This window comes from Actinoplanes sichuanensis (assembly GCF_033097365.1).
Taxonomy (GTDB): domain Bacteria; phylum Actinomycetota; class Actinomycetes; order Mycobacteriales; family Micromonosporaceae; genus Actinoplanes; species Actinoplanes sichuanensis.
Window position 1 is genome coordinate 1154957 of the sequence record NZ_AP028461.1, and the last position, 13346, is coordinate 1168302.

At 70.4% G+C, this 13346-nt stretch carries 15 protein-coding genes; 9 read left to right on the forward strand and 6 right to left on the reverse strand.

The features are described 5' to 3' along the window. The first annotated feature begins 17 nt into the window (after window positions 1–17). The gene (locus tag Q0Z83_RS05010; RefSeq protein ID WP_317797032.1) at window positions 18–623 is read left to right on the forward strand and encodes a maleylpyruvate isomerase N-terminal domain-containing protein; all 606 of its coding nucleotides are present in this window, start codon (window positions 18–20) and stop codon (window positions 621–623) included. A gap of 16 nt (window positions 624–639) precedes the next feature. Here Q0Z83_RS05010 and Q0Z83_RS05015 read toward each other — a convergent pair whose 3' ends face one another. The 4 genes from Q0Z83_RS05015 to Q0Z83_RS05030 form a co-directional block, all read right to left on the reverse strand. Next, window positions 640–1530: an NAD(P)/FAD-dependent oxidoreductase gene (locus Q0Z83_RS05015; protein WP_317792600.1), complete on the reverse strand. Its 891-nt coding sequence runs from the start codon at window positions 1528–1530 to the stop codon at window positions 640–642. Window positions 1531–1620: 90 nt separating this feature from the next. Further along, entirely contained in the window at window positions 1621–2076 is a 456-nt protein-coding gene (locus Q0Z83_RS05020) for a hypothetical protein (RefSeq protein ID WP_317797033.1), read from the reverse strand. 154 nt (window positions 2077–2230) lie between these two features. Continuing rightward, window positions 2231–2527, reverse strand: a complete 297-nt coding sequence (locus Q0Z83_RS05025; protein WP_317792601.1) for a hypothetical protein — start codon at window positions 2525–2527, stop codon at window positions 2231–2233. Between the two features lie 18 nt (window positions 2528–2545). Further along, entirely contained in the window at window positions 2546–3448 is a 903-nt protein-coding gene (locus Q0Z83_RS05030; RefSeq protein WP_317792602.1) for an aldo/keto reductase family oxidoreductase, read from the reverse strand. Window positions 3449–3525: 77 nt separating this feature from the next. Between Q0Z83_RS05030 and Q0Z83_RS05035 the strand changes: the two genes are divergently transcribed. Continuing rightward, on the forward strand, window positions 3526–3942 hold the full coding sequence (locus Q0Z83_RS05035) for a winged helix-turn-helix transcriptional regulator (protein WP_317792603.1): 417 nt from the start codon (window positions 3526–3528) through the stop codon (window positions 3940–3942). Here the strand turns inward: Q0Z83_RS05035 and Q0Z83_RS05040 are convergent. Further along, entirely contained in the window at window positions 3939–4619 is a 681-nt protein-coding gene (locus tag Q0Z83_RS05040; RefSeq protein ID WP_317792604.1) for a class I SAM-dependent methyltransferase, read from the reverse strand. The genes Q0Z83_RS05035 and Q0Z83_RS05040 overlap by 4 nt on opposite strands. Before the next feature lie 138 nt (window positions 4620–4757). Between Q0Z83_RS05040 and Q0Z83_RS05045 the strand changes: the two genes are divergently transcribed. After that, window positions 4758–4949 carry a CsbD family protein gene (locus Q0Z83_RS05045; RefSeq protein ID WP_317792605.1) on the forward strand — a complete coding sequence of 64 codons (192 nt, stop codon included), beginning with the start codon at window positions 4758–4760 and terminating at the stop codon, window positions 4947–4949. 46 nt (window positions 4950–4995) lie between these two features. Here the strand turns inward: Q0Z83_RS05045 and Q0Z83_RS05050 are convergent, their stop codons facing one another. Further along, window positions 4996–6357, reverse strand: coding sequence for a KamA family radical SAM protein (locus Q0Z83_RS05050; RefSeq protein ID WP_317792606.1), 1362 nt, complete (start codon window positions 6355–6357; stop codon window positions 4996–4998). A gap of 132 nt (window positions 6358–6489) precedes the next feature. Between Q0Z83_RS05050 and kdd the strand changes: the two genes are divergently transcribed. Genes kdd through Q0Z83_RS05080 form a run of 6 tightly spaced genes read left to right on the forward strand, consistent with a single transcriptional unit; the run spans window position 6490 to window position 12892 of the window. Further along, window positions 6490–7506, forward strand: a complete 1017-nt coding sequence (gene kdd, locus Q0Z83_RS05055) for an L-erythro-3,5-diaminohexanoate dehydrogenase (RefSeq protein ID WP_317792607.1) — start codon at window positions 6490–6492, stop codon at window positions 7504–7506. 5 nt (window positions 7507–7511) lie between these two features. Next, a complete protein-coding gene (locus Q0Z83_RS05060) occupies window positions 7512–9050 on the forward strand; it encodes an amidohydrolase (protein WP_317792608.1) in 1539 nt (512 codons plus the stop codon). A 14-nt stretch (window positions 9051–9064) separates the two neighbouring features. Continuing rightward, window positions 9065–10597 carry a lysine 5,6-aminomutase subunit alpha gene (gene kamD / locus Q0Z83_RS05065; RefSeq protein WP_317792609.1) on the forward strand — a complete coding sequence of 511 codons (1533 nt, stop codon included), beginning with the start codon at window positions 9065–9067 and terminating at the stop codon, window positions 10595–10597. After that, the gene (gene kamE / locus Q0Z83_RS05070; RefSeq protein ID WP_317792610.1) at window positions 10594–11325 is read left to right on the forward strand and encodes a lysine 5,6-aminomutase subunit beta; all 732 of its coding nucleotides are present in this window, start codon (window positions 10594–10596) and stop codon (window positions 11323–11325) included. The genes kamD and kamE overlap by 4 nt, the downstream gene beginning before the upstream one ends. Then, window positions 11322–11687 carry a 3-aminobutyryl-CoA ammonia lyase gene (kal, locus tag Q0Z83_RS05075; RefSeq protein ID WP_317792611.1) on the forward strand — a complete coding sequence of 122 codons (366 nt, stop codon included), beginning with the start codon at window positions 11322–11324 and terminating at the stop codon, window positions 11685–11687. Before kamE ends, kal begins: the two co-directional genes overlap by 4 nt. Next, window positions 11684–12892, forward strand: a complete 1209-nt coding sequence (locus tag Q0Z83_RS05080; RefSeq protein ID WP_317792612.1) for a glutamate mutase L — start codon at window positions 11684–11686, stop codon at window positions 12890–12892. Before kal ends, Q0Z83_RS05080 begins: the two co-directional genes overlap by 4 nt. Window positions 12893–13346 lie beyond the last annotated feature (454 nt).

Here is a 13346-nt window from a genome sequence, read left to right on the forward strand (position 1 = left end):
TGAGGCACGTGGATTCGATGAACGCGGACGACCTCGACGCGGCGGTGACCGAGATGCTGCGGCTGCTGATCCCCTTTCAAGATCGGGACTGGACGGTGCGAGCCGGTGACCTCGACTGGGACTGCCTCACCACGGCCGCCCACGTGGCCCACGACCTGACCGCGTACGCCACCCAGCTCGCCACCGACACCCTGCCACCCGGTCTGAAGGCGCCGACCGCCCGCGCCGACGGGTCCTACCTGCCACTCGACCTGACGGTCCGGCCGGACACGTCGCCGCGGACCGTGCTGCAGATCGTCGGCTCCGCCGCCCGGCTGCTGTCGCTCGCGCTGCGTGCCGCCGGACCGGAGGCACGGGCCTGGCACTGGGGACCGACCGACCGTTCCGGCTTCGCCGCGCTGGGCGTCAACGAGACCCTCGCGCACACCTGGGATGTCGCCCAGGGCCTGCGTCTCGACTGGACGCCCCCGCCGGCACCGGCCGCCCGGGTCCTGTCCCGCCTGTTCCCCGACGCCCCGCCCGGCGACCCGTCGGCCGTCCTGCTCTGGTGCACCGGGCGGGTCGCTCTGCCCGGCCACCCCCGTCGGACCGACTGGAAGGTGAAGGCCGCCCTGACCCGTTGACCCCCGCGCCGGCCGGTCAGCCGAGTAACGCCCGGGCCACCGCGCGCCCGGACAGCCAGGCGGTCTGCACCCGCGGCCGGCCGAACGCGTCCCCGCACAACCAGACCCGCCCGTCGACGGCGTAGTCGGTGTCACCCGGCTCCGGCTGCGCATACGTCCACCGATGCACCCGCACCTCCGGCCGCGCACGGAGACCGAGCAACTCACCGACCGCCCCGGCCAGCACCGGACCGGCCGCCTCCGGATCGTCCAGATGCCGGGCCGCGAGCGCCGCCGTCGAATGCGCCACCAGCACCGGAGCGCCGTCCCCACGCCGATCCCCGTCATCACAGACGGTGGCGAGCAGCGGATGCTCATTGACGAACGCGCCGCGCAGCCCACCCCACTCCCGGGACGGGTAGGTGAGAACGGCGGCGATCACCGGCCGCCAGACCTGCGCCCGCGCCGCGGCGGCGATCGCCTCCGGCGGCCCGAGCCGCAGAGCCTGTGGTCCCGGCATGGCGAGCACGACGGCGTCCGCGTCCTCGGGCACCGATTCAACCGATCTCTCCAGCTGTACGGCGATCCCGTCGGCAAGATCGACAGCGAGCGAACGCAGCCCACCGGAAGCCGCCCAGCGCACCGGCCCGGCCGTGTCCTCCCCACCCGGATAGACCCGGAGCCGGTCGGTCCAGGGCCGGGCGAGCCCGCGCTGCGCCCACGCCGAAACCTGGGCCTCGAACTCCGGATGATCAGCGACGAGGTAGGCCGCGCCGATGTCCACATACCGCCCGTCGAACCGTTTGCTGGCCAGCCGCCCACCGACGACCCGTCCCCGCTCGACGACCCGAACCCGGGCGCCCCCGTCGACAAGCATCCGGGCACAGGCAAGCCCGGCGATCCCCGCCCCGACCACGACTACGTCCACGCCCGAGACCCTAGCCCCGACCCGAACGCCGAGCCTTCCCTCCACCCGAACTGCCGAGCCCGCCCGAACTGCCGAGCCCGCCCGGATCCCTCAACCGGCCGGAACGAGCGGCGCCGTGGAACCGCTGTCGACGGCCACCCGGACCTTCTCGACGGCGTCCCGGATCATCGCCCCGTAATCGTCCTCGGGAAGAGCATCGAGCGCCGCCACCGCCTCGGCCAGATGCGTGCGAGCAGCGCCGACGTTTCCCGACCGGCGGTGCACATCAGCCAGGTTGAGATGCAGCGAAGGAAGAAACGCCCGGGCTCGCCAGGTGTCGTCGATCTCCCGGGCACGTTCGTCGGTGAGATCCGGAAAGGCCTCCAGAGCCAGTTCATCCCACCGAAGCTCCGCGGCCACCGAATCCTGAAGATCCGCCAGATAGTGCGCGACGGTGCACCGATGAAGCGCGTCTTCAGCGCTGTCCCAGAGCCCTTCCAACAGAGCCCGGGCTCCACCGCGATCCCCGGCGAGATTCATCTCCTGAGCTCGCCGAACCCCGTCCATCACCGAATCAGTCACCGCTACCACTCCTCCAGTCCACGCCGCGTCGACGCACCGGAGCAACCCTGCCCCCTCGACGAGGTCGAGACTCAACCCCGAAAAGCCACCCTGGCTGGTCGTCGCGGGTTGGGGGCGTGTGTGGCGATTCGGGGTGCGGTCAGGAGGGGACGGTTCGGCGGATGTCCAGGTTGTGGAAGGTGGGGCCCTTGGTGCACAGGGCCGCCATCCTCCGCGCGAAGGCGTCGGTGTCCGGGTGGCCGCTGTTCTCCATCGCCGCCTCATAGGACGGGAATTCGACGACTGTCACGTACCGCGAAGGGTTGTCTCGATCCTGGGTGATGGTGAGTCGGAAGCCCGGTGGAATGTCGCCCATGCCGGCGATCCGCTCCTCGCCGAGAGCCCACATCTCATCCGGCCGGTCGGTTTCGTACTCGATGACCTGAATGAAGCCCATGGACGGAAAATTAGCAGCTCAACGATGGTCCACTCCGGATTCGTCGGCCGTTCCAGCCCAACGGATGACGGACAGTTCGTCGAGATCGCCCGGGGTGAGGACGAGGCCTGCGCCGGCGATGTTCTCGCGCAGGTGGGTGACCGACGAGGTGCCCGGGATGAGCAGGATGTTCGGGGAACGCTGCAGCAGCCAGGCCAGTGCGACCGCCATCGGTGTGGCGCCGAGCCGGGTGGCGACCGAGGACAGCGTCGACGACTGCAACGGGCTGAACCCGCCGAGCGGAAAGAACGGCACGTAGGCGATCCCGTCGGCGGCGAGAGTGTCGATCAGCTCGTCGTCGTCGCGGTGGGCGAGGTTGTACATGTTCTGCACGCACACGACGGGCGCGACGGCTCGTGCCTCGGCGACCTGTTCGGCGGTGGCGTTGCTGACGCCGAGATGCCGGATCAGCCCGTCGCGCCGCAGGTCGGCGAGCGTTCCGAACGCTTCCGCGACCGATTCCGGCCGACGCCCCTCGGCGTCACCGAGCCGCAGGTTGACCAGGTCGAGCACGTCGAGGCCGAGATTGCGGAGGTTGTCGTGGACGGCGCGGCGCAGGGCGGCCGGATCCCGGGCGGGCGGCCAGCCGCCCTGTGCGTCACGATCCGCGCCGACCTTGGTCACCACATGCAGATCTCGGGGGTACGGGTGAAGCGCCTCCCGGATCAGCCGGTTGGTGACGTGCGGCCCGTACGCGTCCGCGGTGTCGATGTGGGTGATGCCGAGTTCGACGGCCTCCCGGAGTACGGCGAGCGCCCCGTGATGATCGGCGGGCGGCCCCATCACCCAGGGCCCGGCGAGTTGCATCGCCCCGTAGCCGAATCGGGTGACGGTGAGATCGCCCAGCGTCCAGGTGCCGCCGGGAAGTGAAGTGGAAACCATGTGAGTAACCATCGGGGAGTAGCTTCCTCAGGGGAAGTACGCACTTGTGGGTGCGTCACGTACTCGGAGGTGACCTGATGGCGACGACGACGGCGGCGCAGAAGCGGGCCGAGGCGAAAGCGGAGTACAACGCGTTCATCGCGGCGTGTCCGAGCCGCCGGCTGCTCGACACGATCTCCGACAAGTGGGTGGTGATGATTCTGTCCGCGCTGGGCAGTGGCCCCGAGTGCGCGGGCGACCCGGGGCCGATGCGCTATTCGGAGCTGTCCCGCCTGCTGGCCGGCGTGAGCCAGAAGATGCTGACCCAGACGCTGCGCACGTTGGAACGCGACGGCCTGATCACCCGGACCGTGACCCCGACCGTCCCGATCACCGTCCACTACGAGCTGACCACCCTGGGCCTGTCCCTGCACGAGATGATGCGCGGCCTGAAGACGTGGGCCGAGTCGCACATGGACGAGGTCCTGGCCCACCGCGAGGCGGCGACCGGCTAGCGGAGGGTGGTACGGGTGCAGACGGTCACGTAGGGCAGGGTGTGGCCGTCGCGGCCGAGTAGCGCCGGATGGGTGGCGATGAGCTGGCGGACCTGGGCGAGGACGGCGGCGCGTTCGTCGGCCGGCAGGAGGATCATGTGGCTGCGCGAACCGACGAGCGTGATCAGTTCGCCGCTGGTGAGCTGCTGCTCCCATCGGAACGACGCCCGCTCGGCCGGTCCGAACAGCGGGCCGGTGGCGCTCTCCGGGCCCGGCCCGGAGCCGATGATCTCGCCGAGGCGGGCGACCCAGTCGGTGCGTTCGTCGCGGGCCGTGTGGATCAGGCCGAGCCGGCCGCCGGGGGTGAGCACCCGGGCGATCTCCTTGAGTGCCCGCCCGGCGTCGTCCCACTGCCGGCCCCCGGTCATCAGGACGACGTCGACGTGCCGGTCGGGCAGCGGGATCTCCTCGGCGGCACCCTGATGGGCGGGTACGTCGGGGAGTCCGCGCCGCAACTCGGTGAGCATCGCGGCGGACGGGTCCACGGCGACCACGTCGAGGCCGCGGTCGTGCAGCCGGCGGGTGAGCCGCCCGGTGCCGGCGCCGAGGTCGAGGATCCGGAGCGCGCCGTCGGGCAGGAGCCAGTCGAGGGCTTCGTCGAGGTAGGGGGTGTGAGTGCCGCCGGACGGGGAATTCACGACGGAGATCCTAACCGGCGTTTTCCCAGGAAGACTCAGCCGGAGTGGTGCACCGCACAAAGCGTTTCAAAGCATTGTCTTTCGGGCAGTAGACAGCCACCAGCAAGTGAGGTACCGAGACCTACGGAGGGCGGACACGTGAGCATCACCGACAAGGTCAAGAACAAGGCCGAGGAACTGGTCGGCAAGGCGAAGCAGGGCATCGGTGACGCTACCGACAACGAGCGTCTCGTCGCCGAGGGCAAGGCGCAGGAGACCGCCGCCCACGCCAAGCAGGCCGGCGAGCACGTCAAGGACGCCGGCCGCGACGTCCGCGAGACCTTCCAGTAGAGGGCACCGCAGTACTGAGGGGAGGCGCTGAGCGCCTCCCCTCAGTTCATTCCGCGATCTGCTGCTGCTTGCGCCACCACGCCTGGCCGGGCTCCGGGAGCGTGTCGATCGGGTCGTAGTAGGCGTACAGCTTGGAGAGGGCTTCGCTGTCGCCGGCCTCGATGGACGTGCGGTAGTTCTTGGTCCAGTAGGAGATGCCGTGCTCCCGGTCGTATTCGGCGACCATGTGCACCCACCGCTTGCCGACGAACGGCACGTCGCAGACGATCCGCGGGGTGGCGTAACCGGGCAGGTAGCCCATCAGGTCGTGCTGCAGCTGCTGGGCGTGCCAGACCGGCACCCGCCAGTGTTCGGCGTTGGGGATCATGTCGCACATGTAGAAGTAGTACGGCAGGATCCCGGCCTCACCCTGTAGCGCGAAGCAGAGGTCGAGCAGGTCACCGGTGGTGGCGTTGACCCCGCGCATCAGCACGCCCTGGTTGCGCACGTCGCGCACGCCCACCTCGAGGAGCGTGCGGACGGCCTTCGCGACCAGCGGCGTCAGCGAGTTCACGTGGTTGACGTGGGTGTGCACGGCCAGGTTCACGCCGCGGCGCTCGGCGGTGACGGCGACCCGGTGCATGCCCTCGACCACGTCGTCCTGCAGCCAGTGCTGGGGCAGACCCATCAGGGCCTTGGTGGCGAGCCGGATGTCCCGGACGGTCGGGACCGACAACAATCCCATGAGGTACGCCTCGAGCTGCTTCCACGGCACGTTGGCGACGTCCCCGCCGGAGACGACCACGTCGCGTACCCCGGGTTGGGCCTTGAGATACGCGAGGTGTGCCTCGTACCTGTCGACCGGCTTCTGCAGGAGTTTGAGCTTGGCGACCGTCGGCGTGCTGTTGCCGACCAGGTCCATCCGGGTGCAGTGCCCGCAGTACTGCGGGCAGGTGGAGAGCAGCTCGGCCAGCACCTTGGTCGGGTAGCGGTGGGTGAGGCCCTCGGCGACCCACATGTCGTGCTCGTGCAGGGAGTCGCGGGCGGCGTGCGGGTGTGACGGCCAGTCCTGCCGGCGGTCACTGGCGACCGGGATCATGTAGTTGCGGACCGGGTCGGCGTAGAACGACGCGGTGTCCGGCACCCGGTCCGGGACCATCGTGTTGATCATCTGGGGCGGGATCAGCATCGACATCGTGGCCAGTTGCTGCTGGTCGGCTTCGAGGTCGGCGTAGAAGCTCTCGTCGACCAGGTCGCCGAGGACCGTACGCAGCTGCTTGATGTTCTTGACGCAGTTGACCCGCTGCCATTGCGAGGACTGCCACTGCTGGGCCGTCACGTCGCGCCAGCCGGGGAACCGGGTCCAGTCCGGCTCGATCAGCTCGCGCCGCTGGTATTCGTACGGCTGGCCTGCCAGGTCGTCCGCCACCGGAAGATCCTCCCTCGTTGGATTCGGATCAAGGTACCGGAGATTATCCGGCCTAGTAACCATGTATACGCAGGATTTACGGTGAAGGCTGCTCTGTGAGAGTGTTTTTAACGCGTGGAGATCGTGAGGAGCATGAGCATGGTGGGGTTGCGGCGGGTAGTGGAACCGGCGGGCGTGCTGCCGCAGGCCGCCTGGCGGCTGGCCGCGTCGCCGGAGATCGGGCCGGACGAGACCCGGATCCGGGTGCGGCGGCTCAACCTCGACGCCGCCAGTTATCGGCAGCTGGCCGAGAAGCATGCGAACAACGGCGACGCGATCCGGGCCGAGGTGCTCGACATCGTGCGGACGCGCGGCAAGATGCACAATCCGGTCACCGGGTCGGGCGGCATGCTGATCGGGGTGGTCGAGGAGGTCGGGCCGGAGTCGCCGCTGGCGGTCAAGCCGGGGGACCTGGTGGCCACGCTGGTGTCGCTGACGCTGACGCCGCTGGTGATCACCGACGGGCTGGCCGGGTGGGACGGGCTCAGTGAGCAGGTGCCGGCCGAGGGCACGGCGATCCTGTTCGGGCGCTCGATCGTCGGCGTGCTGCCCGACGATCTGCCGCCGGAGCTGGCGCTCGCCGTCTACGACGTGTGCGGGGCGCCGGCACTGACCGACCGCGTGGTCCGGGGCTATCCGGCCGGGGCGAAGGTCGTGGTGCTCGGCGGCGCGGGCAAGAGCGGGTCACTCACGCTGGCTGCGGCGCGGCGCGCGGGTGCCCGTACCCAGGCCGTGGTGGTGAATGAAAGGGAGCGGGACGCGCTGGTCGAGGCCGGACTGGCGGATGAGGTCGCGATCGCCGACGCCCGAAATCCGGTCGCCGTCGCCGCAGCCGTGGGGGAGCCCGCCGACGTGACGGTGGTCTGCGTGGACGTGCCCGGCTGCGAGCACGGCGCGATCCTGGCCACCGCGAACGGCGGCACCGTCATCTTCTTCTCGATGGCGACCAGCTTCCCGGCGGCCGCGCTCGGCGCCGAGGGTCTGGCGGCGGACGTGACGATGCTCATCGGTAACGGTTATGTGCCTGGTCATGCCGAGTTCGCGGTCGATCTGCTGCGTCAGGTTCCCGCGGTGCGGGCGCTTTTCGAGGCGCGGATCGCGGCAGACTGACCGGCATGACGAACACTCCCTCGGTCCGCTACGTCAACGGCCACTTCTACTCGGCCGCGGAACCCCGCGCCACCGCCATGGTCACCCGGGGCGACACGATCGCCTGGCTGGGTGACTCCGCCGACGCCCCCGCCGCCGACATGACGGTCGACCTGGGCGGTGCCCTGGTCACGCCGGCGTTCGTGGACGCGCATCTGCACGCCACCGACACCGGTCTGGCGTTCGACGGGCTGGACCTGTCCGGCGTCCGGTCACCGGGTGAGCTGCTGGACCGGGTGGCGGCGTTCGCGGCGACCAGGCCGGCCGACGGGGTGGTGCACGGGCACGGCTGGGACGAGTCGACCTGGACCGACCAGACGCCACCGACCGCGGCCGAGCTGGAGCGGGCCGCGGCGGGCCGCCGGGTGTATCTGTCGCAGGCGTCGGTGCATTCGGCGCTGGCGTCGTCGTCGCTGCTGCCGGCCGCGGCCGGGGTGGAGGGTTACCACGAGTCGGGCTGGGTGCGGGAGGCCGCGCACCACGCGGTCCGGGCGATCGCGCTGGGCTCGCTGACGACGGCCCAGCGGACCGCGGCGCAGACGACGGCCCTACAGAAGGCGGCGTCGATGGGCATCGCCGCGGTGCACGAGTGCGCCGGTCCGGGCACGTCCAGCGAGGACGACTTCGCGTCGGTGCTGGCGCTGTCCGGGCGGGGGCTGCCGCAGGTGTTCGGGTTCTGGGGTGAGCTGGGTGGCGCCGAGCGGGCGCGGGAGCTGGGCGCCCACGGTGCCGCCGGTGACCTGTACGCGGATGGCGCGCTCGGTTCGCGGACGGCGTCGGTGCGTGCGCCGTACCACGACGGCGACCACGGCTGCGGCGAGGCGTTCATCACCGCCGAGCAGGCCGCCGAGCATCTGCTGGACTGCATCCGGGTCGGGTTCCAGGGCGGTTTCCACGCGATCGGTGACGCCGCCATCGCGACGGTGCTGGAGGGTTTCGCGATCGCGGCCAAGAAGGTCGGCGTGGACCGGCTGCGCGAGGGACATCACCGGATCGAGCACGTCGAGCTGATCGACAAGGCGATGATCGCCCGGATGGTCGAGTTCGGCGTGATCGCCTCGGTGCAGCCGGTGTTCGACGCCCTGTGGGGCGGTTCGGACCGGATGTACGCGCAGCGTCTGGGCGTGGAGCGGGCGCTGGCCAGCAACCCGATCGGTGCGATGCACGCGACCGGGGTGGCGCTGGCGTTCGGCTCGGATTCGCCGGTGACGGCGCTGGACCCGTGGGCGATCGTGCTGGCGGCGGCCGCCCCGCGTAACCCCCGGTTCCGGATGAGTATGCGGTCGGCGTTCGCGGCGAGCACCGCGGGCGGCTGGCGGGCGGCCGCGGTGTCCGGCGCGGGTGTGCTCAAGCCCGGCGCGTCGGCGACCCTCGCGGTCTGGGACACCCCCGGTGGTGTCGACGGTGGTCTTCCGGCGCTGCTGCCGGACATGGACGGTGTCACTCCGGAACGGCCGGTCTGCCTGCGGACCGTGCTGCACGGCGCGACGATTTTCGAGAGGTAACGGAGGCGTTTTCTTTGGCCGGGAAGCTGGATCTGGATCCTGCCGTGGTGGCGCGGGCAAGGGCGCTCGCGGTACGTGCGGGGCAGCCCGTGGTCGACCTGGCGCGGTCGCACACCACCGTGTCGGTGGAGCGTGCGGTGCTGCGTCTGGCCGGGGTGACGGGCGCCGACCCGGACGGCATCCCGTGGGTGAATCGGCTGGTCGACGCGGTGCGCGCGGACGTCGGGCTCGGTCACGGGGTGGCCGTCCCGGTGTTCCACGCGATGGAGACGGCGGGTGTGGAGGACGTGACGGTCCTGGCGCAGAAGGCCGCCGCCGGGTCGATCCGTTTCACCATGCCCGCTCGTCCCGCCAAGGCCCGGCAGCGGGCCGAACGGGCCACCGCCGCCGGTTTGAAGACGATCGACCGGCGCCGGGCCGAACGGGACCGGCTGATCAAGCGGTTCGGTGATCCGAAACAGCGGCCGTGGATCTACCTGATCGTCGCGACCGGGGACATCTACGAGGACATCCCGCAGGCGCAGGCGGCGGCCCGGGCCGGTGCCGACGTGATCGCGGTGATCCGGTCGACCGGCCAGTCGCTGCTGGACTACGTGCCGGAGGGCGCGACCCGGGAGGGGTTCGCCGGCACGTACGCCACGCAGGAGAACTTCCGGCTGATGCGGGCGGCGCTGGACGAGACGTCGAAGGAGGTGGGCCGCTACGTGCGGCTCACCAACTACGCGTCCGGGCTGTGCATGCCGGAGATCGCCACGCTGGCCGGGCTGCAGCGCCTGGACATGATGCTGAACGACTCGATGTACGGGATCCTGTTCCGCGACATCAACCCGATCCGCACCTTCGTCGACCAGCGGTTCTCCCGACAGATCCACGCCCGCGCCGGGATCATCATCAACACCGGCGAGGACAACTACCTGACCACGGCCGACGCGGTGGACGCGGCGCACACGGTGACAGTGTCGCAGCTGATGAACGAGTATTTCGCTCATGAGGCGGGGCTGGCGGACTGGCAGCTGGGCTTGGGCCACGCATTTGAGATAAATCCGGACCTGCCGGACTCGTTCCGGCTGGAACTGGCGCATGCGCTGCTCGCTCGCGAGCTGTTCCCGGACGCGCCGCTGAAGTGGATGCCGCCGACCAAGCACATGACCGGCGACGTCTTCCGCGGCAACCTCCTCGACGGCTTCTTCAACCTCGCCGGGGCTCTGACCGGCCAGGGCATCCTGCTGGTCGGCATGATGACCGAGGCGGTCGTCACCCCCTGGCTGTCCGACCGGGACATCGCACTGCAGAATGTCCGGTACGTCCTCAACGGTGCCGGGAACCTGCACGAGGACTTCACCCCGGGCCCGTTCATTCGGGGCCGGGCCGACCAGGTCCTGAGCGAGGCCATCGACCTGCTGGAGAAAATCGTCGACGACGGCATGCTCAACGCCATCGCCGACGGCACCTTCGGCATCATGAAGCGGCCGGCCGACCGGGGCAAAGGCCTCGACGGGGTCTCGAAGATCGACGAGGACTACTACAACCCGGCGGTGGAGTCATGATCGTTCGCCCTTACGGGGACACCACCGGCGACGGCATGGTGCAGCTCTCCTTCACTCTCCCGATTCCGCACGACAAACGGGCCGAGGGTGCCGCCCTCCAGTTGGCCGGCAAGATGGGCATGGACCCGGCGATGCTGGTGCACGCCAAGCAGATGGGCGACGGTTTCACGTTCTTCGTGGTCTACGGCAAGGTCGCCCACCTCGTCGACACCGACAAGGTGCAGGTCGTCGAGCGTGACTTCCCGCTGCTCAGCGCCAAAGAGGTAAACGCGACGATCAAGCGCCGGATGCGACGGCGACTCAACGTGGTCGGCGCGTGCATCGGCACCGACGCGCACACCGTCGGCATCGACGCCATCCTCAACCTCAAGGGCATCGCGGGGGAGAAGGGCCTGGAGTACTACTCCGAGCTGTCGGTGACCAACATGGGCGCCCAGGTGTCGGTGCCCGACCTGGTGGAGACGGCCCGCGCGAAGAAGGCCGACGCGGTGTTGGTGTCCCAGGTGGTCACCCAGCGCGACGCCCATCTGCAGAACACCCGGGCCATGTCGGCGGCGTTCCGGGAGGCGCTGCCCGCCGGGAAACGGCCGCTGCTGATCGTCGGCGGCCCCCGCTTCGACGAGCTGATGGCGCCGGAGCTGGGCGTCGACCGGATCTTCAGCCGCGGCACCACCCCGCGTGAGGTGGCCTCCTATCTCGTCCACGCCCTCGCCGGAGGTTCGCAGTGATCACCGTGACGCACCGCCGCTACGTGCCCTACGCACACGCCCACTACGCCGGGAACCTCGTCGACGGCGCCTACTCGCTCGGCCTGTTCGGCGACGTGGCCACCGAGATCTGCATCCGGCTCGACGGTGACGAGGGGCTGTTCGCGTCCTACGACGACGTGCAGTTCAAAGCGCCGGTCCGGGCCGGAGACGTCCTGGAGATCGTCGGCACGGTCACCAAGATGGGCACCCGCTCCCGGAAGATCAGTTTCGAGGTGCGGGTCGTCTGCCGTGGTACCGACGGGTCGGCGGCCCAGGTGCTGACCGAACCGATCGTGGCCACCACCGCGGTCGGCACGGTCGTGGTGCCGCCGAAGCCGTGACGACCGCCGTCTGCGTCGACGTCGGGTCCACGTACACCAAAGCCGCCAAGATCGACCTGAACGGCGCGGAACTGATCCGCCGCGCCGAAGTGCCGACCACCGCGTCATCGGACGTCCTGGCGGGCCTGGACGCCGCCGTCGCCGCCGTGGGCGGCGGCGACCGGCTCTACGTCTGTTCGTCGGCGGGCGGTGGCCTACGCCTGGCCGTCATCGGCTACGAGCAGCTGGTCACCGCCGAAGCCGGACACCGCGTCGGCCTCTCCGCCGGCGCGCAGGTCGTGCACGTCGCCGCCGGTCCGATGACCGGCCCGGACCTGACCCGGCTGCGCGCCACCCGCCCGGACGTCCTGCTGCTGGCCGGCGGCACCGACGGCGGCGACGCCGAAACCCTTCTCCACAATGCCCGACGACTCGCCGCGGCCCGCCTCCGCATTCCGGTGGTTCTTGCCGGAAATCTGGAGGTACGAGACGAGGCGCACACGATTCTGACCGGACGCGGTGTCCCCGTCACCGCTACCGCGAACGTGTTGCCGCGCATCGGTGTGCTCGACCCACTGCCGGCCCGCGCCGCGATCCGTGACGTGTTCCTGCGGCACGTCATCGGCGGCAAACGGCTGTCCAAAGGCCGGCGGTTCGCCCGGCTCGTGCGGGCCGCCACCCCCGACGCCGTGCTGGCCGGCGTGGAGGCACTGGCCGACCTCACCGGCTACGGCATCCTGGTCGTCGACGTGGGCGGCGCCACCACCGACGTGTACTCGGCGCTCGTCCCGGACGCCGAAGCCGAGACCGGGCCACGCCGTGACGTGGCCGGCACCCTGTGGCGGGCCCGGACCGTCGAGGGCGACCTCGGGGTGGCCGTCGGCGCCGACGGCACCCGCACCGCCGCGGTGGCCGAGAAACTGTCCGTCCCCGACGGCGACCGACAGCTCGCCGCCACCGCCGCGGTGATCGCGCTACGGCGGCACGCCCGCGGCCGCCCCGGCCTACGTGACGTACGTCTCGTCATCGGCTCCGGCGGGGTCCTGCGACACGGCGGCGGCGACGAGGTGCTCCAGGCCGTCCTGGCCGACGTCGGCGGTGGCTGGGCACCACCCGAACGGGCTCGTTCCCTGGTCGATGAGCAGTACATATTGGCCGCTGCGGGCCTGCTCGCGGCCGAACATCCGGACGTCGCCGCCCGACTGCTGGGTAACTCGATCCGGTAATCCGGATGACACGCCGATGAATGAGACACGCCGCGACACGGGGCGTCCGGTTGACAGACGGCCGGGGGAGGGACGTACCGTCTTCAGGTCCTGTTCCATGTTTCGTCGTCCACTGGCCGCAGTCCCCGCAGGGGTCGCGCGTTCTGCCAGGTCCAGGGGGCGCCGCGACACAGGCGGCACGAGACGGGCTACGCACGGGTGGCCCTCCGAGGGCCGGGATCATGGCCAGTAGACAACGGCACGACGCGGGCAGCCGGCGCGCGGCGGGTCGGTCCGAAGGTCATGACGAGGTCACCGGATTTCGTACGCCGCCCACCGGCTCCCGCCTACCGCAAGCGGGGTTCCGCCGGCCGCGAGCCGGTTTTTCACCGGCCGCAAACAGGTGTGGAGCACTCGAGGGGCGTGGTCGTATCGTGACCGCGCCCCTCCGTCGCCCCTGCATATCCCGGGTAGC

Coding starts and splice junctions, on each gene's coding strand:
- Q0Z83_RS05025 (WP_317792601.1), bottom strand. CDS start 2,527: ATGGGCTTCATTCAGGTCATCGAGTACGAAACCGACCGGCCGGATGAG.
- Q0Z83_RS05010 (WP_317797032.1), top strand. CDS start 18: ATGAACGCGGACGACCTCGACGCGGCGGTGACCGAGATGCTGCGGCTG.
- Q0Z83_RS05020 (WP_317797033.1), bottom strand. CDS start 2,076: ATGGACGGGGTTCGGCGAGCTCAGGAGATGAATCTCGCCGGGGATCGC.
- kdd (WP_317792607.1), top strand. CDS start 6,490: ATGAGCATGGTGGGGTTGCGGCGGGTAGTGGAACCGGCGGGCGTGCTG.
- Q0Z83_RS05035 (WP_317792603.1), top strand. CDS start 3,526: ATGGCGACGACGACGGCGGCGCAGAAGCGGGCCGAGGCGAAAGCGGAG.
- Q0Z83_RS05030 (WP_317792602.1), bottom strand. CDS start 3,448: ATGGTTTCCACTTCACTTCCCGGCGGCACCTGGACGCTGGGCGATCTC.
- kamE (WP_317792610.1), top strand. CDS start 10,594: ATGATCGTTCGCCCTTACGGGGACACCACCGGCGACGGCATGGTGCAG.
- Q0Z83_RS05060 (WP_317792608.1), top strand. CDS start 7,512: ATGACGAACACTCCCTCGGTCCGCTACGTCAACGGCCACTTCTACTCG.